The sequence below is a fragment of the Streptomonospora alba genome (assembly GCF_000826685.1).
Classification (GTDB): Bacteria; Actinomycetota; Actinomycetes; order Streptosporangiales; family Streptosporangiaceae; genus Streptomonospora; species Streptomonospora alba.
Genome location: NZ_JROO01000006.1, coordinates 35,386 through 58,374, shown reverse-complemented (window position 1 = coordinate 58,374; position 22,989 = coordinate 35,386). Strand labels below are relative to the sequence as shown.

The 22,989-nt window shown below is 72.5% G+C and carries 21 protein-coding genes; 14 read left to right on the top strand and 7 right to left on the bottom strand.

Annotated features, from left to right (window positions below; all coding sequences use genetic code 11):
- The first annotated feature begins 69 nt into the window (after positions 1-69).
- Together LP52_RS03135 and LP52_RS03130 are read left to right on the top strand one after the other, a co-directional pair.
- Positions 70-2,022 carry an acetoacetate--CoA ligase gene (locus LP52_RS03135; protein WP_040270614.1) on the top strand — a complete coding sequence of 651 codons (1,953 nt, stop codon included), beginning with the start codon at positions 70-72 and terminating at the stop codon, positions 2,020-2,022.
- A gap of 108 nt (positions 2,023-2,130) precedes the next feature.
- Positions 2,131-3,405 (top strand): heparan-alpha-glucosaminide N-acetyltransferase domain-containing protein, encoded by a 1,275-nt coding sequence (locus LP52_RS03130; protein ID WP_052809367.1) that lies wholly within the window; start codon positions 2,131-2,133, stop codon positions 3,403-3,405.
- A gap of 46 nt (positions 3,406-3,451) precedes the next feature.
- On the opposite strand, the gene LP52_RS03125 is transcribed toward LP52_RS03130, so the two are convergent.
- Entirely contained in the window at positions 3,452-4,225 is a 774-nt protein-coding gene (locus LP52_RS03125) for an enoyl-CoA hydratase-related protein (protein ID WP_040270613.1), read from the bottom strand.
- A 323-nt stretch (positions 4,226-4,548) separates the two neighbouring features.
- Here LP52_RS03125 and LP52_RS03120 point away from each other — a divergent pair, with 323 nt between their 5' ends.
- From LP52_RS03120 to LP52_RS03100, 5 genes are all read left to right on the top strand, one after another.
- A complete protein-coding gene (locus LP52_RS03120) occupies positions 4,549-5,526 on the top strand; it encodes an ABC transporter substrate-binding protein (RefSeq protein WP_040270611.1) in 978 nt (325 codons plus the stop codon).
- A gap of 30 nt (positions 5,527-5,556) precedes the next feature.
- Positions 5,557-7,083: an ATP-binding cassette domain-containing protein gene (locus tag LP52_RS03115; protein WP_084722831.1), complete on the top strand. Its 1,527-nt coding sequence runs from the start codon at positions 5,557-5,559 to the stop codon at positions 7,081-7,083.
- On the top strand, positions 7,083-8,192 hold the full coding sequence (locus LP52_RS03110; protein WP_040270610.1) for an ABC transporter permease: 1,110 nt from the start codon (positions 7,083-7,085) through the stop codon (positions 8,190-8,192). Before LP52_RS03115 ends, LP52_RS03110 begins: the two co-directional genes overlap by 1 nt.
- Positions 8,189-9,205, top strand: a complete 1,017-nt coding sequence (gene yjfF, locus LP52_RS03105; RefSeq protein WP_084722830.1) for a galactofuranose ABC transporter, permease protein YjfF — start codon at positions 8,189-8,191, stop codon at positions 9,203-9,205. Before LP52_RS03110 ends, yjfF begins: the two co-directional genes overlap by 4 nt.
- Before the next feature lie 152 nt (positions 9,206-9,357).
- Entirely contained in the window at positions 9,358-9,555 is a 198-nt protein-coding gene (locus tag LP52_RS03100; RefSeq protein ID WP_040270609.1) for a hypothetical protein, read from the top strand.
- 148 nt (positions 9,556-9,703) lie between these two features.
- On the opposite strand, the gene LP52_RS03095 is transcribed toward LP52_RS03100, so the two are convergent.
- From LP52_RS03095 to LP52_RS03085, 3 genes are all read right to left on the bottom strand, one after another.
- Positions 9,704-11,257, bottom strand: coding sequence for a PTS ascorbate transporter subunit IIC (locus tag LP52_RS03095; RefSeq protein ID WP_052809366.1), 1,554 nt, complete (start codon positions 11,255-11,257; stop codon positions 9,704-9,706).
- Positions 11,258-11,402: 145 nt separating this feature from the next.
- On the bottom strand, positions 11,403-11,678 hold the full coding sequence (locus tag LP52_RS03090; RefSeq protein ID WP_040270608.1) for a PTS sugar transporter subunit IIB: 276 nt from the start codon (positions 11,676-11,678) through the stop codon (positions 11,403-11,405).
- Positions 11,675-12,148 carry a PTS sugar transporter subunit IIA gene (locus tag LP52_RS03085; RefSeq protein WP_040270604.1) on the bottom strand — a complete coding sequence of 158 codons (474 nt, stop codon included), beginning with the start codon at positions 12,146-12,148 and terminating at the stop codon, positions 11,675-11,677. Before LP52_RS03085 ends, LP52_RS03090 begins: the two co-directional genes overlap by 4 nt.
- Positions 12,149-12,334: 186 nt before the next feature.
- Here LP52_RS03085 and LP52_RS03080 point away from each other — a divergent pair, with 186 nt between their 5' ends.
- Entirely contained in the window at positions 12,335-13,027 is a 693-nt protein-coding gene (locus tag LP52_RS03080) for an HAD family hydrolase (RefSeq protein WP_040270603.1), read from the top strand.
- Positions 13,028-13,100: 73 nt separating this feature from the next.
- Here the strand turns inward: LP52_RS03080 and LP52_RS03075 are convergent, their stop codons facing one another.
- The 3 genes from LP52_RS03075 to LP52_RS03065 form a co-directional block, all read right to left on the bottom strand.
- Complete coding sequence (locus LP52_RS03075) at positions 13,101-14,288, bottom strand: acyltransferase family protein (RefSeq protein ID WP_052809365.1); 1,188 nt, start codon at positions 14,286-14,288, stop codon at positions 13,101-13,103.
- A 271-nt stretch (positions 14,289-14,559) separates the two neighbouring features.
- Positions 14,560-15,201: a TetR/AcrR family transcriptional regulator gene (locus LP52_RS03070; RefSeq protein WP_040270601.1), complete on the bottom strand. Its 642-nt coding sequence runs from the start codon at positions 15,199-15,201 to the stop codon at positions 14,560-14,562.
- Between the two features lie 79 nt (positions 15,202-15,280).
- On the bottom strand, positions 15,281-15,976 hold the full coding sequence (locus LP52_RS03065; RefSeq protein ID WP_040270599.1) for a hypothetical protein: 696 nt from the start codon (positions 15,974-15,976) through the stop codon (positions 15,281-15,283).
- Between the two features lie 226 nt (positions 15,977-16,202).
- On the opposite strand from LP52_RS03065, the gene deoC reads away from it, so the two are divergent.
- From deoC to LP52_RS03035, 6 genes are all read left to right on the top strand, one after another.
- The gene (gene deoC, locus LP52_RS03060; RefSeq protein WP_040270598.1) at positions 16,203-17,153 is read left to right on the top strand and encodes a deoxyribose-phosphate aldolase; all 951 of its coding nucleotides are present in this window, start codon (positions 16,203-16,205) and stop codon (positions 17,151-17,153) included.
- A gap of 11 nt (positions 17,154-17,164) precedes the next feature.
- Positions 17,165-18,622 (top strand): aldehyde dehydrogenase family protein, encoded by a 1,458-nt coding sequence (locus LP52_RS03055; protein ID WP_238580707.1) that lies wholly within the window; start codon positions 17,165-17,167, stop codon positions 18,620-18,622.
- Between the two features lie 205 nt (positions 18,623-18,827).
- A complete protein-coding gene (locus LP52_RS03050) occupies positions 18,828-19,709 on the top strand; it encodes an aldehyde dehydrogenase family protein (RefSeq protein WP_040270881.1) in 882 nt (293 codons plus the stop codon).
- Between the two features lie 44 nt (positions 19,710-19,753).
- Positions 19,754-20,305, top strand: coding sequence for a GNAT family N-acetyltransferase (locus tag LP52_RS03045; RefSeq protein ID WP_040270880.1), 552 nt, complete (start codon positions 19,754-19,756; stop codon positions 20,303-20,305).
- 129 nt (positions 20,306-20,434) lie between these two features.
- On the top strand, positions 20,435-21,247 hold the full coding sequence (locus tag LP52_RS03040; protein ID WP_040270596.1) for a purine-nucleoside phosphorylase: 813 nt from the start codon (positions 20,435-20,437) through the stop codon (positions 21,245-21,247).
- Positions 21,248-21,296: 49 nt separating this feature from the next.
- Positions 21,297-22,988: a phospho-sugar mutase gene (locus LP52_RS03035; protein WP_040270594.1), complete on the top strand. Its 1,692-nt coding sequence runs from the start codon at positions 21,297-21,299 to the stop codon at positions 22,986-22,988.
- Position 22,989 lies beyond the last annotated feature (1 nt).

Below are 22,989 nucleotides of genomic sequence, written 5' to 3'. Positions count from 1 at the left end.
GCTGGGCCGGACCCCGCGCTCCGGCGCGCACCACGAAGGAGGAAGCCGGATATGCCGACAGCGCCCCCGATGCTGTGGAAGCCGGACGAGAAGCGGCGCGAGCGCGCCAACATCACCCCCTTCACCCGGTGGGTGCGCGAGCACCGCGGCGTCGAGGTCGAGGACTACGACGCGCTGTGGCGGTGGTCGGTCACCGACCTCGACGGTTTCTGGTCGGCGATCTGGCAGTACTACGGCGTCAGCGCCGAGACCCCCTACGAGCGGGTGCTCGCCGACGCCGCCATGCCCGGAGACTCCTGGTTCCCCGGCGCGCGGCTCAACTACGCCCGCCACATCTTCGCCGGGCGCGACGACGACGCCGTGGCCGTCCGGCACGCCTCGGAGCTGCGCATGATGGGGGAGTGGACCTGGGGGGAGCTGCGCGAGCGCACCGCGGCCATCGCCCAGGGCCTGCGCCACCTCGGCGTCCGGCCCGGGGACCGCGTCGTGGCCTACCTGCCCAACGTCGCCGAGACCGTGGCCGCGTTCTACGCCTGCGCCTCCATCGGCGCCGTGTGGTCGTCCTGCTCCCCCGACTTCGGCGTGCGAAGCGTCGTCGACCGGTTCGCCCAGATCGAACCGAAGGTGCTGCTGGCCGTCGACGGCTACCGCTACGGCGGCAAGGACTTCGACCGCGCCGACGTCATCGCCGAACTGCGCGAGCAGCTGCCCACCGTCGAGCACACCGTCGTGCTGAACTACCTGCGCGACACGCCCGTCGACGGCACCCTGTCCTGGGAGGAGCTGGAGTCGGCGGGGGTCGGCGCCGAACTCGCCTTCGCCGAGGTGCCCTTCGACCACCCGCTGTGGGTGCTGTACTCCTCGGGCACCACCGGCCTGCCCAAGGCCATCGTCCACGGGCACGGCGGCATCCTGCTGGAGCAGCTGAAGAACCTGAACCTGCACCTGGACGCCCAGGCCGGCGACCGCGTGTTCTGGTACACCACCACCGGCTGGATGATGTGGAACTTCCTGGTCAGCGTGCTGCTGACCGACGCCTCGATCGTCCTCTACGACGGCAGCCCCGGACACCCGGATCTGGGGGCGCTGTGGGACCTGGCCGAACGCGCCCAGATCACGGTCTTCGGCACCAGCGCCGGCTTCCTGTCCTCCTGCATGAAGGAGGGCGTCCACCCCGCCCAGGGGCGCGACCTGTCCCGCCTGCACGCGGTGGGTTCCACCGGCTCGCCGCTCAGCCCCGAGGGCTTCGAGTGGTGCTACAGCGAACTCGGACGCGACCTGTGGCTGTTCTCCACCAGCGGCGGCACCGACATCTGCAGCTGCCTGGTCGGCGGGGTGCCCACCCTGCCCGTCTACGAGGGCGAGATCCAGGCCCGCTGCCTGGGCATGGCCGTGGCCGCATGGGACCCCGACGGAAACGAGCTGATCGAGGAGGTCGGCGAGCTGGTGGTGACCCGGCCGGCCCCGTCAATGCCGATCTACTTCTGGAACGACCCCGACGGCGAGCGGCTGCGCGACAGCTACTTCTCCATGTACCCCGGCGTCTGGCGCCACGGCGACTGGATCAGGATCACCGACCGCGGCACCGCCGTCATCTACGGGCGCTCCGACTCCACCATCAACCGCGGCGGCATCCGCATGGGCACCAGCGAGATATACCGCGCGGTGCTGGCGCTGGAGGAGATCACCGACGCGCTCGTGGTCGACGTGCCCCATGCCGACGGCGGCTCGCGCATCGAGCTGTTCGTGGTCCTGCGCGAGGGCGCCGACCTCGACGACGACCTGACCCGGCGCCTGGCCCGCGGCATCCGCGAGGACTGCTCGCCCCGCCACGTCCCCGACGCCGTGCGCGCTGTGGGGCAGGTGCCGCGCACCCTCTCCGGTAAGATCCTGGAGGTCCCGGTCAAGCGCATCCTGACGGGCGAGCCCCCCGAGCGGGTCGCCAGCCGCGACTCCCTGGCCAATCCCGAGGCGCTGGACTACTTCACCCGGCTGGCCGCCGAGCGCTCCTCCGACGCCTGACCGCGGCGGGGCGAGGCCCCGGCGCAGCGGCTGTCGCCGGGGGTGCCGGGGCCGGGTGCCGAGGACACGAGGGGACAAACACGCGCCAACCCGCCTAGTCTGGGCCGCGTGGCGCAGCAGATTCCCCAGCGCGGAGCCCATAGCTCCCCCGACGCCCGGGGCGGGCGGATCGTCGGCATCGACGTCGCCCGCGCGCTCGCGGTGTTCGGCATGTTCACCGTCCACCTCGGCGTCGGATCCATCGGCGTCTTCGGCGGCGACGCCTTCGGCGAGTCCGCCGCCGAGACCTTCCACCAGCTCACCCGCGGGCGCTCGTCTGCGCTGTTCGCCTTCCTGGCCGGCGTCTCGCTTGCACTGATGACCGGCCGCACCCGGCCGGTCGAGGGCACCGAGCTGCAGCGGGCGCGCGCCCGCATCCTCGTGCGCGCGCTGGTGCTGGCACTGCTCGGCGTGATGCTCGACCTCACCGGCGCGCCGATCGCCGTCATCCTCACCTACTACGGCGGCTTCTTCCTGCTCGCACTGCCCCTGCTGCGGTTGCGCGCCGCCGCCCTGGGCGCCGTCGCCGCCGCGGTGGCCGTGCTGGGTCCGGTGCTGTCGTTCGCGATCCGCGACCGGATGGGCGAGCCGGGCCCCCGTGTGGGCTCCATCGGCGGCATCACCGACTTCCTGCTGACCGGCTACTACCCCGCCGCGACATTCATGGCCTTCGTCGTCGCCGGCATGGCGGCGGGCCGCCTCGACCTCGCGGCGCCGCGCGTCCGCGCAGCCCTGGCAGCGGGCGGCGCCGGGCTCGCGCTGCTGGGCTACGGAGGCTCCTGGCTGCTGCTGTACCCGCTGGGCGGCATCGACCGGCTGATCCAGGTCCGGCTGGGCGGAGCGATCGACCTCTCGGATACCGACCCCGCGCTGCGCGGTCCGCTGCGCAGCGACATCGCCACCGAGCTGAACGACCTGCACGGCCAGGTGCCCACCGATTCCCCGTGGTACCTGGTGGTGGCCACACCGCACAGCGGCACCGGCCTGGAGATCGCCGGCGCCCTGGGCACCGCGCTGCTGGTGCTGGTGGCGTGCATGGCCGCCGCCGACATCGCGGCCGCGCCGCTGTACCCGCTGGCCGCCGCCGGGTCCATGGCGCTGACCATCTACACCGGCCACATCCTGGTCATCGCCGCGCTGGGGTTCTCCTTCACCGACGTGGCGCCCTTCCGGCTGGAGATCTTCGTCATCGGGGCGCTGCTGCTGGCCACCCTGTGGCGCATGCTGCTGGGGCGCGGCCCCCTGGAGCGCGCACTGGGATCGGCCGGCGACGCGGTCGCCGAACTGGTCGCCGCCGCCCGACCGCCCGTCGAGGGCGGCTCGGGGCGGCCGCCCGGCGGCTGAGGCGGCAGGCGCCCGCCGCCCGGCAGCGCGCCTGAGTGCATTCGCCTCACGCCTCACGCCAGTTCGGCGTGCGCTTCTCCAGGAACGCGGCGATGCCTTCGCGCGCCTCGGGAGTCTGGCTGCTGGCCGCCATCACCTCCAATGCGTGGCTGTAGGCGTCGCGCTCGGGGCGGTCGAACTGGGCGTAGAGGGTCTGCTTGCCCAGCGCGGTGCTGCGCGGCGCGCCGCGGGTGGCGCGCTCCAGCAGATCCAGCGACGCCGACTCCAGCTCGGCGTCGGGCACCGCCCGGTTGACCAGACCCCACTCGGCAGCGCTGTCGGCGTCGAAGGTGTCGCCGGTCAGCGCCATCTCCATCGCCCGCTTGCGGCCGATGCAGCGCGAGACCGCCACCATCGGGGTGTGGCAGAACCAGCCGCCCTTGCCGCCGGGCGCGGCGAAGCCGGCGCTGTGCCCGGCCACCGCCAGGTCGCAGTCGGCGACCAGTTGGCATCCGGCGGCGGTCGCCAGCCCGTGCACCCGCGCCAGTACCACCTGCGGCACCGATTGGATCGTCTCCATCAGGCGCACGCAGGTGCGCAGCAGTTCCCGGGCGCCGTCGAGGTCGGCCTCGGCCACGTCGGCGAAGTCGTGGCCGGCACTGAAGACCGGACCGCTGCCGGCCAGGACCACCCCCGTGGCGTCGGAGGCGGCTACCTGTTCGAAGGCCTCGATCAGCCGGCGCATCTGCTCCAGTGACAGCGCGTTGCGACGCCGGGGCCGGTTCATGGTGATCGTCACTACGGCGCCGTCGCGTTCGACGAGGACGGGTTCATCGCTCATAACCCGACGCTACGCCGCCGCGGCCGCGCGGCGTAGGGGAGCGCGCCGAGAGATCGTCCCGCTCCGCCGGGGGCGGGGGAGCGGTCCGCGGCCGGCGTCCGGAACCGGACGCCGGTGTATCAGAGCGGTAAACGCACCTTGACACGCGACATGTTAGCGCTAACAGTGTGTGGCACGCGTCACTCGAAGGTGGCGCCGGGCCATACCGCCGTAGTCGTCCCCCGTTCACATCCACCTCCGGAATCCGGCCCCTACCGGGTCGATCGGCAAATGTTAGCGCTAACAATCGGCCGTGGGCCGACGCCCGCGCAAAGGAGTCCCCCATGAACAAGACACTCTCGACGGCCGCGGCCGCCATCGCGCTCGTCACAGCGGCGACCGCGTGCGGAGGAGGCGGCGGCGAGGGCCAAGGCGGCGGCGACGACGCCATCGTCCTCGGCTTTTCGCAGGTGGGAGCCGAAAGCGGCTGGCGCACCGCCAACACCGAATCCATCAAGAACGCAGCGAAGGACGCGGGCATCGAGCTGAAGTTCTCCGACGCCCAGCAGCAGCAGGAGAACCAGATCCAGGCCATCCGCAGCTTCATCCAGCAGGGCGTCGATGTGATCGCCTTCTCGCCCGTCGTGGAGTCCGGCTGGGACACCGTCCTCGCCGAAGCCAAGTCCGCCGGCATCCCCGTCGTACTGACCGACCGGGCGGTCGAGACCGACCAGAAGGACGTCTACGAGACCTTCCTCGGCTCCGACTTCGTCGAAGAGGGCCGCAAGGCCGGCCAGTGGCTGGTCGAGGAGTACGCGGACTCCGAGGAGGACGTCAACATCGTCGAGCTGCAGGGCACCACCGGGTCCGCTCCGGCCATCGACCGAAAGGAGGGCTTCACCGAGATCATCTCGGAGCACGACAACTTCGAGATCACCGCCTCCCAGGACGGCGATTTCACCCGCTCGGGCGGCCAGGAGGTCATGCAGGCCTTCCTCAGCTCCGACGACGACATCGACGTCCTCTACGCCCACAACGACGACATGGCGCTGGGCGCCATCGAGTCCATCGAATCGGCGGGGCTCGAACCGGGCGAGGACATCACGATCATCTCGATCGACGGGATCAAGGACGCGTTCCAGGCCATGGCCGACGGCAAGATCAACCTCGTCGTGGAGTGCAACCCGCTGATCGGCCCCCAGCTGATGGACCTCGTCGGCAAGGTGCACGCCGGTGAGGAGGTCGAGGAGCGCATCACGGTGGAGGAGGGCGTCTACACCCAGGACGAGGCCGAGGAAGAGCTGCCCGACCGCAAGTACTGATCCGTCCGCCACCGACACGAAGGAGGGGCCGTGGAGACCACGGCCGAGCCCGCCGTGCACATGAGCGGGATCGTGAAGGACTTCCCCGGCGTCCGGGCCCTGGACGGCGCCGGCCTGCGGCTCGACCCCGGCGAGGTCCACGCGCTGCTGGGTGAGAACGGGGCCGGCAAGTCCACCCTGATCAAGGTCCTGACCGGGGTGCACCCCCCGGACGGCGGTCGCATCAGTATCGGGGGCCGGCCGGCCGACATCGCCGGCCCGCTGGATGCCGAACGCAACGGAATCGCCACCGTCTACCAGGAGGTGAATCTGTGCCCGAATCTGTCGGTGGCGGAGAACATCCTGCTGGGCCGCGAGCCGCGCGGACGGTTCGGGATCTCGCCGCGGCGCATGAACCGCCGGGCGGCCGAACTGGCCACCGGGCTGGAGCTGGACCTGGACGTCACGCGGGCGCTGGGCGACTACCCCATCGCCGTCCAGCAACTCGTCTCCATCCTGCGGGCGATCGACCTCGACGCCCGGGTGCTCGTGCTGGACGAACCCACCTCCAGCCTGGACCGCGACGAGGTCCGCATCCTGTTCGACCTGGTCGAGCGGTTGCGCTCGCGCGGCGTGGCGATCCTGTTCGTCACCCACTTCCTCGACCAGGTCTACGAGCTGTGCCAGCGCATGACCGTGCTGCGCAACGGGAGGCTGGTCGGGGAGTTCGCCACAGCCGAGCTGGACCAGCGTGCGCTTATCGGGCACATGCTCGGCGAACAGGCGGGTGAGCTGGACCGGGTGGAGGAGCGCGCCCACCGCGAGGCTCCGCCGCCGGGTACGGAGCCGCTGCTGCGGGCGCGCGGGCTGGGCCGATCGGGCGGTATCGCCCCCTACGACCTGGACATCGCCCCGGGCCGGATCGTCGGCCTGGCCGGGCTGCTGGGCTCAGGGCGGACCGAAGCCGCGCGGCTGCTGTTCGGTGCGGACCGCCCCGACACCGGCGGCGTGCACGTGGACGGGCGGCCGGTACCGCTGCGCACGCCGCGTGCGGCGATCGCCGCGGGACTGGCCTACTGCTCGGAGGACCGCAAGGCAGAAGGGCTGGTGGCCGACCTGTCGATCGCCGACAACCTGCTGCTGGCCATGCAGGCCGCCCGCGGCTGGATGCGGCCGCTTCCCGCCAAGACCCGCTCCGAGCTGGTCGAACGCTACATCCGGGCCCTGCGCATCCGCCCTGCCGCGCCCGACACTCCGGCGGGCTCGCTCAGCGGCGGCAACCAGCAGAAGGTGCTGCTGGGGCGGTGGCTGATCATGCAGCCCCGGCTGCTCATCCTCGACGAACCCACCCGCGGGATCGACGTCGGGGCGAAGGCCGAGGTGCAGCGCCTGGTGGCCGCCCAAGCGCAGGAGGGCACGGCGGTGCTGTTCATCTCCTCCGAGCTCGAGGAGGTGCTGCGGCTGAGCCACCGGGTGGTGGTGCTGCGCGACCGGCGGGTGGTCAACGCGCTGGACAACGAAGGCGATCTGGACATGGACCGGGTGCTCGCCGAGATCGCGGAAGGAGGCGCGCAGTGATGTCAGCGCAGATGCGGCGGCTGATGTGGCCGCTGCTGGTGCTCGCGGGGCTGCTGGCCGCCAACCTGGCCGTCACCCCGGGGTTCTTCGAGATCAGCGTCAAGGACGGCCGGCTCTACGGAAGCCTCGTCGACATCCTGCACTTCGGTACGCCCCTGCTGCTCATCTCGCTTGGCATGACCCTGGTGATCGCGCTGCGCGGCATCGACCTGTCGGTGGGTGCCGTGGTGGCCGTGTCCGCGGCCCTCGCCTGCGAGATGATCGCCGCCGCCGACCACCCGGGATCACCGGCGACGGTGGCCGCGGCGGTCGCCACCGCCCTGGGGGCCTCGGCCCTGCTGGGCCTGTGGAACGGGTTCCTGGTCGCGGTGCTGCGCATCCAGCCGATCGTGGCGACGCTGATCCTCATGATCGCCGGCCGCGGCGTCGCCCAGCTGATCACCGGCGGCCAGATCACCACGGTCCGCAGCGAACCCTACCGGCGGATCGCGGCCGGCGATGTCGCCGCCGTCCCGGTCACCCTCGTCGTGGCGGCGGCCACCGTGCTGCTGATGTGGCTGCTGGTGCGCCGTACCGCGCTGGGCCTGCTCATCGAGGCGATCGGCGGCAACGCCGAGGCCGGCCGCCTGGCGGGAATCCGCGCGACCGGCATGACCGTGGCGGCCTACACCTTCTGCGGGGTGTGCGCCGGGCTCGCCGGGGTCGTCATCAGCGCCAACACCGGCAGCGCCGACGGCAACAACGCCGGACTGTGGATCGAGCTGGACGCCATCCTCGCCGTCGTCATCGGCGGAACACTGCTCAGCGGCGGGCGGTTCTCGATCGCCGGGACCGTGCTGGGCGCGGTCATCGTGCAGAGCCTGTCCACGACGGTCTACACCATGGGGGTCCCGCCGGAGAGCGCCCTGGTGTTCAAGGCGGTCGTGGTGTTCCTGGTGTGCCTGCTGCAGTCGCCGCGGTTCCGCGCACAGGTCGCGGCACCGTTCGGGCGCGGCCGGCCACCACGGCCGGCGCCGACCGGCCCCGGCCTCGCCCCGTCCGAGGAGGACGCTGTGAGACCCACCGCGACCGGTGCCGACGAACCGGGCCGGCAGGAGGTGCCGCGATGACCCCGCCGTCCACCCTGCCCGGCCTGTCGGTCGCCCTGTCCCGCACCCGTGAACTGGCGGAGCGCCGGCGCCGATTCATCCCCGTGTCCATGGCCGGGCTCGTACTCGTGCTGCTCTTCGCGGCCGGCTCCGCGCGCTACACCGGGTTCCTGGAACCGCAGGTCGCGCTGAACCTGCTGGTGAACAACGCCTTCCTCATCGTGCTGGCGGTGGGGGTGACGTTCGTGATCCTGGCCGGCGGCATCGACCTGTCCACCGGATCGGTGCTGGCACTGTCGGCGATGATCTGCGCCTGGCTGCTGCGCGAAGGCTGGCCTCCGGTGCTGGTGATCCCCGCAGCACTGCTGTCGGGTGTCGTCCTGGGGGCGGCCCAAGGCTGCATCATCCACTTCTACGGAGTGCAGCCCTTCATCGCCACGCTCGGGGGCATGTTCTTCGCCCGCGGACTGTGCTATCTCATCAGCACCGAGTCGATCCCGATCACCGACCCGCTGTTCGGCGCCCTGGCGCAGACGCGCATCCCGCTGCCGGGCGGCACCTCGCTCAGCGTCGGCGCGGTGGTCGCACTGGCGGTCGCGGGCGCGGCGGCCTACGTGCTGCACCGCACCAGATTCGGCCGCAGCGTGTACGCGGTCGGCGGAAGCGAGTCCTCGGCGATGCTCATGGGCCTTGCCGTGGGCCGCGTGAAAGTGGGCGTCTACACGGTCAGCGGCTTCTGCGCGGCGCTGGGCGGCGTGCTGTACACGTTCTACATCGCCTCCGGAAACAGCCTGCACGGCCTGGGTATGGAGCTCGACGCGATCGCCGCGGTGGTGATCGGGGGGACGCTGCTCACGGGCGGGTTCGGTTACGTCCTGGGCAGCGTCGTGGGTGTACTGACCCTGGGAACCATCCAGACGATCCTGGTCTTCGAGGGCACCCTCAGCTCCTGGTGGACCAAGATCGTCGCCGGAGCCCTCCTCCTGGTCTTCATCCTGCTTCAACGTGCCTTGGCTCCGCGCTCTGCACGATGACCCCGATTTGAGGGTTCGATCCCCAGCCGGTGCCTCAAACAGCGGATCACCGCGAAAAAGTCACTTAAAGCACTTCAATGAAACGATTGAAGGTGATGGAGGCGGTCCCGCTGCGGCCGCCGCAGACCGGCACGGTGCCGAGGAGGCGCACGATGAAATTCGTTCTGGAAGTCGAGATGGGCGAGGACGCGTTCGGCGGAGACGCCGCCCGGGAACTGGGCCGCATCCTGCGGTACTGGGGCGGCAACCTGCACCACTACGACCTCAAGCCCGGCGACGGCGCGGACTGCTACGACTCGGGTTTCACCGAGGTGGGCGGCTGGCGCATCGTCGAGTCCGCCGGCACCTGACCGAGCGCCGGAAGCACGCCGCGCGCCCGTCCGCCGACACGGCGGGCGGGCGCGCCGACTCGTCCGCCGTGTCGGCGCCGTGCGGCGGTCCGACCGAGGGGGCGGCGTACCGGGGCCGCGCCGCAGGCGCCGCTGCGGGCCGCCCCCTCTACTCTCGGGGCGGTTGGGAGCCCTCGCCGCCGTTGTCCGGGGAGGGCCCCGCCTCTCGGGCCTTCTGCGCCTCCTGCTCGGCACGGGTCCGCTCGGCGCGCTCGGCAAGGGCCTTCTCGTGGCGGGCGCCGGGGTCCCAGCCGCCCTTGACGGCGCGCTTCTGGACCGCCATCGCACCGGCCAGCAGCACCGCCGCCAGCAGCAGCGCGATCACCACACCGCCGGTGTCGCCGGCGCGGAACGCGTAGCCGATCGCCATGCCGAACCAGCCGAAGTCGGCGTCGCCGAAGGTCGTGTTGGCGGTGCCGAAGTCGCCCAGCACGCCCAGCAGGAACGCGGGCAGCAGCGTGATCAGCACGCCGTTGACGAACGCGCCCGCCACAGCGCCGCGCCGGCCGCCGGTGGCGTTGCCGTAGACGCCCGCCGCGCCGCCGGTGAAGAAGTGCGGCACCAGCCCCGGCAGGATCAGCGCCAGCCCGAACACCGGGTTGACGACCGACGCCATCACCGCCAGCGTGGCCAGACCTCCGACGAAGCTGGAGAGGAAGCCCACCAGCACCGCGTTCTGCGCGTAGGGGAAGACGATCGGCGCGTCCAGCGCCGGGACCGCACCCGGCACCACGCGGTCGGCGATGCCCTGGAAGGCGGGCACCAGCTCGCCCAGGATGGTGCGCACGCCGTAGAGGATCACCGCGACGCCGATGCCGAACTGCAGGCCTTGCATCAGCGACTGCATGAGGAAGTGCCCGATGGTGGGGTCCAGCCCTTCGGCGGGCGGGAACATGTCCAACGCGGCGGCGGTGCCCTGGCGCGCCCAGAACACCAGAGCCACCACGACGTAGATGAGCACCATCGACAGTGCCGTGGCCACCATCGAGTCGCGCAGGAACCGCAGCCCCTCGGGCAGCTTCAGGTCCTCGGTGCTGCGGCTGGTGCGCCCCACGAGCTGGCCCGTGGCGCCCGAGGCGACATAGCCGAGCGTGCCGAAGTGCCCGATGGCGATCTTGCCGTCGCCGCCGACCCGGCGCGTCCAGGGCTGGGCCAGAGCCGGCAGCGACACCATCACCACCGCCAGCAGCAACGCGCCCAGCGCCACCGCCAGCCACGTGGGCAGGGCGGTGGTGGCCAGGACCATGGTCAGCAGCGTGGCCATGAACAGGATGTGGTGGCCGGTCAGAAAGACGTAGTGCAGGGTCGTGACGCGCGCCAGCACCAGGCTCAGCGCGAAGCCGGCGATCATGATCCAGGCGACCTGCGCGCCGAAGCGCTCCTGGGCGATGGCCACGATCGCCTCGTTGGTGGGCACGACGCCCTGGGCGCCGGCGGCCCCCTGGATCATCTGCCCCAGCGGGTCCAGAGCCGCGACGACGATGTCGGCGCCGGCGCCGATCAGCAGGAAGCCCAGCACCGCTTTGAGGCCGCCGCCGATGATCTGGCCCGTCGACCGGCGCAGGGCGATCAGGCCCACCGCGGTGATCAGGCCGACCATGTAGGCCGGGACGCTCAGGATTTCGTTGACGATGAACTGCGCGACGGCCACGAGCCAGTCCATAGAGCCGCTCCTGGGATCGGGGAGTCGTTCGGCCACTGGCGGCCGGAGCCCGGGAGCGTCCGGCCGCGGTGCCGCGCGCGAGCGCGGCCTCGTGTCGGGGCGGGGCGGTGCGGGAGTCGGCCGGGGTCGCGGGCCGGGCCCGCCGCTAGCGGCCGATCGCGGTGCTCAGCTTCCGGCGGACCTCGTCGCCGTCCACGAAGTTGTCCACGACGACCACCGGGATGCCGACGTCGCCGATCTCGGCGGCGAGTTCGCCGGAGGTCAGCACGACGTCCGCGGTGGTTGCGGCGCCGCGGGCCGTGCCGATGTCGGCGACCTCCACGTCGGCGTCCAGCCCCAGGTCGCGTGCGGCCTTTTCGGCGTTCCCCTTGAGCATGATGCTCGTGCCGATGCCCATTCCGCATACCGCGAGGATTCTCATGTGTCTTCGCTCGTTTCGTACTCGCTGATGGTGTGGTGGATCTCCGCGGCCCCGGTGGCTCCGGTCAGGCGCTCGCGCCGGCCGGGATCGGACAGCAGCCGCGCCAGCCGCGACAGCGCGGAGGAGTGGCCGTCGTGGTCGACGGCGGCGAGCCCGATCACCAGCCGGACCGGGTCGTTCGTGCTGTGGCCGAAGGAGACGGGGCTCTTCAACCCCGCCCACGACAGCCCCGTGCGCAGCACGGCAGGGGAGGGGCGGGAATGGGCCAGCGCGAGCCCGGGTGCGATCACGATGTAGGGGCCGTACTCCTCCACCGCCGCGTGCATCTCGCCGATGTAGTCGTCGGTGGTGGCGCCCGTGGCGGCGAGGAGTTCGCCGGCCGCCCGGATCGCCGCGCGCCAGTCGGCGGCCTCGACACCGGTGGCGATCGCGTCCTCGGGCAGCAGTTGCGAAAGCGGCGGTTCCGCCATGGATTCCTCCCGGTGGTGGGCGCGGCTCGCCGTGTGCGCTGTCGGGATATGCCCGTGGACAGGCGCGCGCATTCACGGTCGGCGATCTCGCTAGGGCTGTGATGCAGGACACTACCGACCTCCGGCGCCGCACGCGCCCCGGTACGCTCGCGTGGCGTAACGGGCGCCGTAGAGGGGAGGGTTCGCATGCCGCGTCGGATGAACCTGATCTTCGACGCCGACGACACGCTCTGGGAGTGCAACATCCTCTTCGAGCAGGCGATCGAGGAGTTCGTGGACTATGTGGCCCATCCCGAGCTCTCGCGCGGCCAGGTCCGCGCGGCGCTGACCGAGATCGAACGCGAGAACAGCGCGGCCTACGGGTACGGCGCCCGCGTCTTCGAGCGCAGCCTCGGCGACTGCCTGGTGCGGCTGCGGCCCGGCACGCCACTGAGCGACGCCGACCGCGCCTACCTGCACCGGCTGTGCCAGCGCATCGTGGAGGGCGAGACCATCCTGCTGGAGGGGGTGCTGGAGACCCTGCACACCCTGCGGGAACGGCACCCGCTGTACCTGCTGACCAAGGGGCACCGCCAGGACCAGCAGGACAAGATCGACCGTTCGGGGCTGGCTTCGCTGTTCTCGGGCACCGGGATCGTCCCCGAGAAGGACCCCGGCGCCTACCGCGACTTCGGGCGCACCCACGGGCTCGATCCCGAGCACACCTGGATGATCGGAAACTCGGTGCGCTCAGACGTGCTGCCCGCGCTGGAAGCGGGTCTGGGCGCGGTGCTGGTGCCGCACCCGGCAACGTGGGTCCTGGAACACGCCGAACCGCCCACCGACCACGAGCGCTACCGCGAGGTCACCCCCATCCGGCGGCTCGTCGAGATCTTCTGACACGGCCCCGGCGACGGCGGGCACCGCGGCGGGCGGGTGCTGCGCGCCCGCCGCGGCGCGCCGTGCCGAGCGGCTAGAACACGCGGTCGGCTCGGGGCAGCGAGCGCAGCGCATAGGCCGCGCCCCAGCACAGCGGCAGCGCGAGCGCGCCCACAGCAGCGAACTTGGCGATCGCCGGGGCCTCCCACCAGGAGAAGGCGTGACCCAGGCCGACCACCACCAGGATGTGCAGGAAGTAGACCGCGTAGGCGTGCTCGGAGAGGAACGTCCACGCGCGTGAGCGCCGGTTGAACCGCCGCTGGAACACGGCCAGCAGCGTAAGCACGGCGCCGACGGCGAAGGCGCACTCCGCGGCCGCCAGCAGCAGCGACTGCCACGTCCCCGGCTGGAGGGCCGCCTCACGCGGCGCGCTGATCGCGAGCATGATGACCGGCGCCATGAGCAGGGCGGTGCCCGCGCCGCCCCAGCCCGCCCAGCGCGGGACGGCGTCGAGCCAGCCCCTGCGGAAAGCCAGCGCGCCCGCGGCGAACAGCAGCACGTACTGCGGCATGTAAGCAGGGGTGGGCAGCCCGACGATCGGCCAGGTTGCGCCGATGGGCACCGCGATGCGCCACAGGTAGGTGAGCGCCGCGAGGACGGCGACGAAACCGGCGACGGCCAACGGTCCGGGCACGCGAGCCGGCCTGTCCGGGCGGACGGCCGCCGCAGGCGCGCCCTCCCTCGGCGGCCGGAACCGCCTGATCAGCGCGTATACCAGGGCGAACACCAGGAGCGTCTCGACGAACCACATGGGGCCCGGCTCCCACGTCTGCACGTAGTGGAGCCAGTAGGGCGGCGCGTCGGGATCGGCCAGGTAGATCCCCAGATAGACCACGGGCCGCAGAAGCACGAGGAAGAGCAGCAGCGGCACTCCCAGCCGCATCAGCCTGCCGCGGAGGAAGCCGCGGGCGCCCCTGCGGTCGAGGGAGCCGGGTGTGAAGAACCCGGAGATCAAGAAGAAGAAGCCCATGAAGAACGCCTGGTTGAGGACGAGGAAGACGTCCAGGAGGGCGCCGCTGGGGTCGTCGGCGGGTTCGGTGTAGTAGAAGAGCGGGATGTTGCCGTAGATGATCGCCGAGTGGTGCAGCACCACCAGCGCCGTAAGCACGACGCGCAGGTGGTCCAGGTAGTACAGCCGCGGCCGGGTGGTCGGCGCCGCGGTCTCGGTGGGCGGGCCTGTGTCGGTCCTGGGCGAGGAGTCGGCGAGCCGGTCCGGTGCCATGGTTCTCCGATCGGGGTGGTCGGGATGCGTCCTGTGGTGCAGCGGAGCGGCCGGGGAGGCGGCAGCGCACCTGTCCGCGCGGACTCTTTTTTGGCCACCCGGTCAGTTTTCTATACACACGGACTGTTCGGCAATGGGCGATGTCCACCGGAGGGAGTCGACGCGTTCCCGGACCGGTCGGGCCACGGGTACGGGGGCGGCCCTCGGGCAGGGTGCCGCAGTGCGGCGGCGGCGGGCGGCCGCGGCCGGGGCGGCGGGCCGCTGAGGCCGCTCAGCCTGGGGAGTCGGGCGGATCGGTGCGCACGGAGCGGTCGATGAACTCGGCCAGCTCTGCGGCGTGCGCCTCCAGATCGTGGTCGGGGTAGGTCGCCCAGTAACCGAACATGCCGTCGATGGCGGCCTGCAGAGTGACCGCTATCACACGCACGTCGAAGGCGCGGAAGAGGCCCCGCTCCTGCCCGGCGCGCAGCATCTCCTCCGTGCTCAGATAGATCGGCTCGTTGGCCGCGAAGCCGTAGCGCCGGTTGCCCTCAGGGGTCTGCATGCCGTTGAAGATGCCGCCGAGGGCCACAAGCCGCTCGCGGTGCCCGCGCATGTAATCGGCCACGGCCAGGATGAGGGACCGCAGCGCGGCGCGCTCGTCGGGCGCCTCAGCCACACGCGGCAGTACGAACTCCGCGATCTCCGTGTAGACCCGATCGACGACCTGCTCCATCAGCTCGTCCTTGCCGGCGAAGTGGTAGGAGATGACCCCCTTGCTGATGCCGGCGCGCTGCGCGATGCGCGAGAGCGAGGCGCCGGGGTAGCCCGTCTCAGCGATCGTGGCTATCGCCGCGGAGACGATCTGCGCGCGCCGCGCCTCCTCGATGAAGGAGCGCTTCTTCTGGCCGTCCGGGCTGGAATCCGACCCCATGGACAGAGAACGTACCAGTCGGTCGGAACACCGCCCCCAACGCCGGGCCGCGAGGACGTGTCCGCCGTCCGCCGCCGACTCAGTGCCGCCGGCGGGTGATGTTGGAGGCCGTGCGCTCCCGGTGCTCCAGCGCGTCGCTGGTGATGCGCGACTGGGCGCGCATCAGACGGCGCGCGTCGTCGGCGGAGGCGCGCGCCGTCTCGGGCGAGGCCGCCCCCTGCGACGACGCGCCCGATCCCGCGCCGGCCGGTGCGCCCACGTCGTCGGGCAGCCCGATCCGGCCGACGATGCGCATCTGAGCGCCTTCCTGCGACACCGACGGACGGATGTCTCCCGACTCCGACTTCCAATTGCGCAGCCGGTGCTGCAGCCACTCGACGCCCTCGTAGCCCTCGCCCTGGGGCCAGGGCGTGCCGTCGTGGCGGTGGCCCAACGCGTGCAGCAGGTCGCCCAGCGTCCAGCCCGCGGAGAAGAAGCGCGCCGCCTCGTCGCGCAGCTCGGCGAAGTCCACGCCGCGCAGCGACGGGTCGCTGCGGCGCAGCGTCTCGCAGGCCCGGTGGACGTCGCTGCGGGTGTGCACCGAGGCCGCCAGCGGATCCGGCGCGCGCCGCTCCAGCAGCGCCTGGTCCACCGTCACCACCACGTCGCCGCCGCCCCGGTTCTGCCAGATGCTCACCTGGTCGCGCGGCCAGCCCTGGGACTCCACGAGATCGGCCGCGAGCCGCCGCAGATCCAGATCGCCGCTGTCGTCTGAGCTGATGCGAAACTCGGCCACACTCGCCGCCTTTCCCCACGGGCGCCGCGCCGGCCGCGCGGTCCCTCGCGTCGCGGTACTCCCGCACACCCATCATGCCCGACCGGCTCCGGGGACGCTTCGCACCACCGCTCCACAGCCCGCTTGCCCGCCACCGCCGCGCGGTCGTGGCGTGGCACCATGGGGGCGATACCCGCCGGTGCCACAAGCGTCCGGCGGGGCGCCCGTGACCCGCGAAACGCGTGAGGTGGCCGTGCCCGAGACCGTCCTTCCCCCCGATCCGGCGGCGTCGAACACGTCGCTGCGGGCGCTGCTGCACGGGCTGCCCGGTGTCGACGAAGTAGGAGCCAAGGAGCGCGCCGCGGACCTGGCCACGCGCTCCATCAAAACCGGCGCCAAGGCTCGGGCCATCGACCTGGCCATCAGGATGATCGACCTCACCACGCTGGAGGGCGCCGACACCCCCGGCAAAGTGCGCGCGCTCTCCGCCAAGGCCGTGCGCCCCGACCCCGACGACCCCACCGTCCCCTCGGTCGCCGCCGTGTGCGTCTACTCCGACCGCGTCGCCGCGGCCGCCGAGGCGCTGGCCGGCTCAGGCGTCAAGGTGGCCTCGGTGGCCACCTCCTTCCCGTCGGGTCGGGCGCCGCTGGAGGCCAAGCTCGCCGACACCCGGCTCGCGGTCGCCGACGGCGCCGCCGAGATCGACATGGTCATCGACCGCGGCGCGTTCCTCGCCGGCGACTACCGCGCGGTCTACGACGAGATCACAGCGATCAAGGAAGCCTGCGGCGACGCCCACCTCAAGGTCATCCTCGAAACCGGCGAGCTCGCCACCTACGACAACGTCCGCCGCGCCTCGTGGCTGGCCATCCTCGCCGGCGCCGACTTCGTCAAGACCTCCACCGGCAAGGTCGCGCCGTCGGCGACGCTGCCCGTCACCCTGATCATGCTCGAAGCGGTGCGCGACCACTACGCCGCCACCGGCCGCCGCGTGGGCGTCAAACCCGCCGGCGGCATCCGCACCGCCAAGGACGCGCTGAAGAACCTGGTCCTGGTCAACGAGGTCGCCGGCGACGGCTGGCTGGACCCCGACCACTTCCGCCTCGGCGCCTCCAGCCTGCTCAACGACCTGCTGATGCAGCGCACCCGGCTGTCCACGGGCACCTACCCCGGCCCCGACTACTACACCCTGGACTGAGAGGCCGAGCAGTGGAAGAACAGGCCGACCCGATCTTCGAGTACGCGCCGGCGCCCGAGTCCCGCGCCGTCGTGCGGCTGCGCTCCAGCTACGAGCTGTTCATCGACGGCGAGTTCACACCTGCCGAGTCCGGCGAGCGCATGGCCACCCTCAACCCCGCCGACGAGGAGCACCTCGCCCAGGTCTCCGTAGCCGGCGAGCCCGACGTGGACCGCGCCGTGGCCGCGGCCCGGCGCGCGTTCGAGGGGGCGTGGGGAGCGATGCCCGGCGCGGAACGCGGCAAGTACCTCTTCCGCATCGCCCGCATCCTGCAGGAGCGCGCCCGCGAACTCGCCGTGTTGGAGACCCTGGACAACGGCAAACCCATCAAGGAGACCCGCGACGTCGACATCCCGATGGTCGCCGCGTACTTCTTCTACCACGCCGGATGGGCCGACAAGCTCGACTACGCCGGCATGGGGCCCGCGCCGCGGCCCGTCGGCGTGGCCGCCCAGGTCATCCCGTGGAACTTCCCGCTGCTGATGCTGGCGTGGAAGATCGCACCGGCCCTGGCGGCCGGCAACACCGTCGTGCTCAAGCCCGCCGAGACCACCCCGCTGTCGGCCCTGGTCTTCGCCGAGATCTGCCAGGAGACCGGCCTCCCGCCCGGGGTCGTCAACATCCTCACCGGCGCCGGTGCGACGGGCCGGAGCCTGGTCGGCCACCCCGGCGCCGACAAGGTCGCCTTCACCGGATCCACCGCGGTCGGCCGCGAGATCGCGCGCTCGGTCGCCGGCACCGACAAGCGCCTCACCCTGGAACTGGGCGGCAAGGGCGCCAACATCGTCTACGACGACGCCGCACTCGACCAGGCCGTCGAGGGCGTCGTCTCCGGCATCTTCTTCAACCAGGGCCACGTGTGCTGCGCCGGATCGCGCCTGTTGGTGCAGGAGTCGGTCGCCGACGAGCTGCTTGAGCGGCTGCGCGCCCGCATCGAGCGGCTGCGCCTGGGCGACCCGCTGGACAAGAACACCGACATCGGCGCCATCAACTCCGCCGAGCAGCTCGAACGCATCCGCGAGCTGGTCCGGGCCGGGGACGAGGAGGGCGCCGAAAGCTGGTCGCCGCAGTGCCCGCTGCCCGAGAAGGGCTACTGGTTCGCGCCCACCGTGTTCACCGGCGTCACCCAGGCCCACCGCGTCGCCCGCGAGGAGATCTTCGGGCCCGTGCTGTCGGTGCTGACCTTCCGCACCCCCGACGAGGCCGTGGCCAAGGCCAACAACACCCCCTACGGGCTCTCGGCGGGCGTGTGGACCGAGAAGGGCTCGCGCATGCTCTGGACCGCCGAACGGCTGCGCGCGGGCGTCATCTGGTCCAACACGTTCAACAAGTTCGATCCGGCCAGCCCTTTCGGCGGATACAAGGAATCCGGCTACGGCCGGGAGGGCGGCCGCCACGGACTGGAGGCATACCTTGTCCACGCCGCCTGACAACCCCGGACCCTCCTCCGCCGCATCCGGCGAGGAGGAGCGCGAGCGCGCCGCGGCCTCCGACGCGGCCGCGGGCTCCGGCCCCCGGGTGCCCTCCGGCCGGCCCGAGGTGCACGCCGAAGCCGCCGAGCTCGCCGAACCGCTCGACGGCGCCGAAGCCGCCCGGCCCGGCGAACCGGCCGGCCCCGCCCGCTCCGGTGCCGGCGTGCCCGCCGAGGCGCCGGCCGCGGGGCGCATCCCGGTGCGCAAGACCTACAAGCTCTACATGGGCGGTGCCTTCCCCCGCTCCGAGTCAGGCAGGTGCTACCCCGTGACCGGATCCGGCGGCGCCCACCTCGCCAACGCCGCACTCGCCTCCCGCAAGGACGCCCGCGACGCCGTCGTGGCCGCACGCTCGGCTTTCTCCGGCTGGTCTGGCCGCACCGCCTACAACCGCGGCCAGATCCTCTACCGCGTAGCGGAGATGATGGAGGGCCGCAGCGCCCAGTTCGCCGCCGAGATCGCCGAGACCGACGGCATCGGCGCCGAGCGCGCCGACGAACTCGTCGCCGCGGCCGTGGACCGGTGGGTGTACTACGCGGGCTGGCCCGACAAGATCGGCCAGGTCCTCGGTGCCGCCAACGCGGTCTCGGGCCCCTACTTCAACCTGTCCCAGCCCGAGCCCTCCGGGGTCGTGGCGATCCTCGCGCCGCCCGCGGCGCCGCTGCTGGGCCTGGTGTCGGTCGTGGCGCCCGTGATCGCCACCGGCAACACCGCCGTGGTCGTGGCCGGCGAGCGGGCGCCCCTGCCCGCCCTGACCCTGGCCGAAGCGCTGGCGACCTCCGACCTGCCCGGCGGCGTGGTCAACATCCTCACCGGTACGACCGGCGAGATCGCGCCCCACCTGGCCTCCCACGCCGACGTCAACGGCCTGGACCTCACCGGAGCCGATCCCGAGACCGCCGCCGAGCTCGAACGCAGCGCCGCCCAGACACTCAAGCGCGTTCTGCGCCCCGGCGGCCGCGAGGACTGGCTCGCCGACCCCGGGATCTCGCGGATGACACCGTTCCTCGAGACCAAGACCGTCTGGCACCCCATCGGCGTCTGATCCGGGCCGGCGGGTCCGCGGCCGTGTAGCAGGAGGTGATCGCGGTGGCCGAGGCGACCGAGGACACGGGCGCCGCGCGTACCGACGCGGCGGTCGACCTGGTGCGCCTGGACGGGTCCGGGCCCGAGGTCGAGCGGCTGCGCGCGGCCGTGCTGCGCATCCGGGTGGCACCCGGCCAGCGCAGCCTGGTGACCGAAGCCGTCGAGACGCTGCCGCGCGCCGACGCCGACCCCGGCCGGACCCCGTTCGCGGTGCTGGTCGGCGGCGAGCCCGCGGGCTTCGGCATCATCGACCGGGGCGGCGCCCTGGCCGACCTCGCCGGCATCGCCGCCGACACGGCGCGCGCCGTCCTGCTGCGCGCCTTCTACCTCGCTCCCCAATGGCAGGGCCGCGGCATCGGGCGGCGTGCCTGCGCCGGAATCGACCCCCTGGTGCTCGACGTCCACCCCGGCGCCGCCGAGGTGTTCGTTCTGGTCAACGAGGGCAACCGCGCCGCAGAGCGCGCCTATGCCGCCGCGGGGTTCGCCGCCCTCGGGACGCGCCTGGCCGACCCCGTCGCCGGACCGCGGACCGTACTGCGCAAACCGGTGGCCTGAGCCGCGCCGCCGCCCCCGACGCCCGGTTCCCCGCCTTATGGCGGTTCGACGTTGCCAGGCGGGGGCGCGGCGCGCCAAGATCGCTGAGCGGGCCGACCGCGACAGCCATGACCCTGGAGGTAAGCTCCCGTGACGACCGATCAGCACACCGCAGCCGCGAAGGCAGCCGAGGAGCTGCGCTCCCGCACGGGAGTCGACTCCTACGACGTCGCCCTCGTCATGGGATCGGGGTGGGGGCCCGCCGCCGACGCCCTCGGCGCCGGCGGTACCGAGGTGCCTACCAGCGAACTGACAGGCTTCCTGCCCCCGGCGGTGGAAGGCCACAGCGGCACCGCGCGCAGCGTACGCAGCGGCGAGAGCGACCTGCTGGTGTTCCTGGGCCGCACCCACCTCTACGAGGGGCACGGCCCCCAGGCCGTCGCCCACGGTGTGCGCACGGCCGCCGCCGCGGGCGCCTCGACGATCGTCCTCACCAACGCCGCGGGGTCGCTCAACCCCGCCCTGACCGTGGGCTCGCCGGTGCTCGTGGCCGACCACATCAACCTCACCGGGCAGTCGCCGCTGCGCGGCGCGACCTTCGTCGACCTCACCGAGACCTACTCGGCCCGACTGCGCGCGATCGCCAAGGAGGCCGACCCGTCCCTGGCCGAAGGCGTCTACGCCGCCATGCGCGGGCCGCACTTCGAGACGCCCGCCGAGATCCGGATGCTGCGGGCGATGGGCGCCGACCTGGTGGGCATGTCCACCGTCCTGGAGGCGATCGCCGCCCGCGAGGCCGGTGCATCCGTGATGGCCCTCTCCCTGGTGACCAACGTGGCGGCCGGGCTGTCCGGCCGGCCGCTGGACCACGAGGAGGTGCTGGCCACCGGCCGCGACTCCGCGGCCGACGTGGGGCCCCTGCTGGCCTCGGTCGTGGAGCGCCTGGCCCCCCGGCGCGGATAGCCGGGAGCCGGGCCGGTAGCAGGCACGATACGAAAGGGGCGCGCCGACGATGGGCGAGGTCGACGACTCCCACCGCGCGGCGGCGCGGGCCTGGCTGGCCCAGGACCCCGATCCGGTGACCCGCGAGGAGCTGGCCGCGCTGCTGGAGGCCGGTGACGAGGACGGGCTGGCCGAGCGGTTCGGCGCCCGGCTGGAGTTCGGCACCGCCGGGCTGCGCGGCAGGCTCGGCGCCGGTCCCAACCGGATGAACCGGGTGACGGTCATGCGCGCCGCAGCGGGCGTCGCGCAGTGGGCCGGGCCCGGCGCCACCGTGGTGATCGGCTACGACGCACGCCACCGCTCCGCCGACTTCGCCCACGACTCCGCCGCCGTGCTGGCCGGCGCGGGCTGCACCGTGCTGCTGCTGCCGCGCCCGCTGCCCACGCCGGTGCTGGCATTCACCGTCCGCGACCTCGGCGCCGACGCCGGGATCATGGTCACCGCCAGCCACAACCCGCCCGAGGACAACGGCTACAAGGTCTACGTCGGCGGTACCGGCGAGCACGCCGGCAGCCAGATCATCCCGCCGGCCGACACCGAGATCTCCGCGGCCATCGAGGCGGCGGGCCCTGTCGACACGCTTCGCCTGTCGCGGGATCGGCGCTTGCTGGGGGAAGAGGCCGTGGAACGCTACCTCTCCGCGGTGTGCGCCCTTCCGCTCGGCCGCGACAGGGACGTCACCACCACCTACACCCCGCTGCACGGCGTCGGCGCGCAGACCCTGCTGACCGCCTTCGACTGGGAGGGCTTCCCGCCGCCGCGCGTGGTGGGTGAGCAGCGGAGGCCCGATCCCGACTTCCCCACGGTGCGGTTCCCCAACCCCGAGGAACCCGGCGCCATGGACCTGGCCCTGGCCGCCGCGCGCGACGAGGGCACCGACGTCGTCCTGGCCAACGATCCCGACGCCGACCGGTTGGCGGTGGCCGTGCCGGGGTACGGGCTGCTGACCGGCGACCAGGTGGGCGGGCTGCTGGCCGAGTACGTGCTGGGCCGCACCTCGGGCGACGACAGGACGGTGGCGACCACCATCGTCTCCGCCGGGCTGCTGCCCAAGATCGCCGCAGCGCACGGGGTGCGCTGCACCGAGACCCTGACCGGTTTCAAGTGGCTGGCGCGCGCCGCCGGTCCCGGCGAGCGGTGCGTCTTCGCCTACGAGGAGGCCCTGGGCTACTGCCTGGCCGGCGACGGCGGCCGCCCGGTGGCCGACAAGGACGGCATCGGCGCGGCGCTGGCCGTGGCGGCGCTGGCAGCAGAGGCCAAACGCGGCGGACGCACCCTGCTCGACCTGCTCGACGACCAGGCGCGCCGCTACGGGCTGCACGCCACCCGCCAGGTGTCGGTCCGGGTCGGCGAGGTGGCCCTGCTCACCGACACCATGCACCGCCTGCGTGTGCGGGCCCCGGACGCGTTGGGGGCGCTGGCGGTCGAAGCGGTGGAGGACTTCTCCACCGGCCTCGGCGGCCTGCCCGCCACCGATGCGCTGCGCTACCGCCTGGGAGGCCCGGTGCAGGGCCGCCTCACCCTGCGTCCGTCGGGCACCGAACCCAAGCTGAAGGCCTACCTGGAGGTCGTCCTGCCGGTGGACCCCGACGCCGCGGACGTCGCCGACGTCCGCGCCGACGCCGAGGCCCGCCTCGACGCCCTGGACCGTGCCGTGCGGGCCCTGTTCCCGGAGGAGCCGGAGCGCACCGAGGCGGGATAAG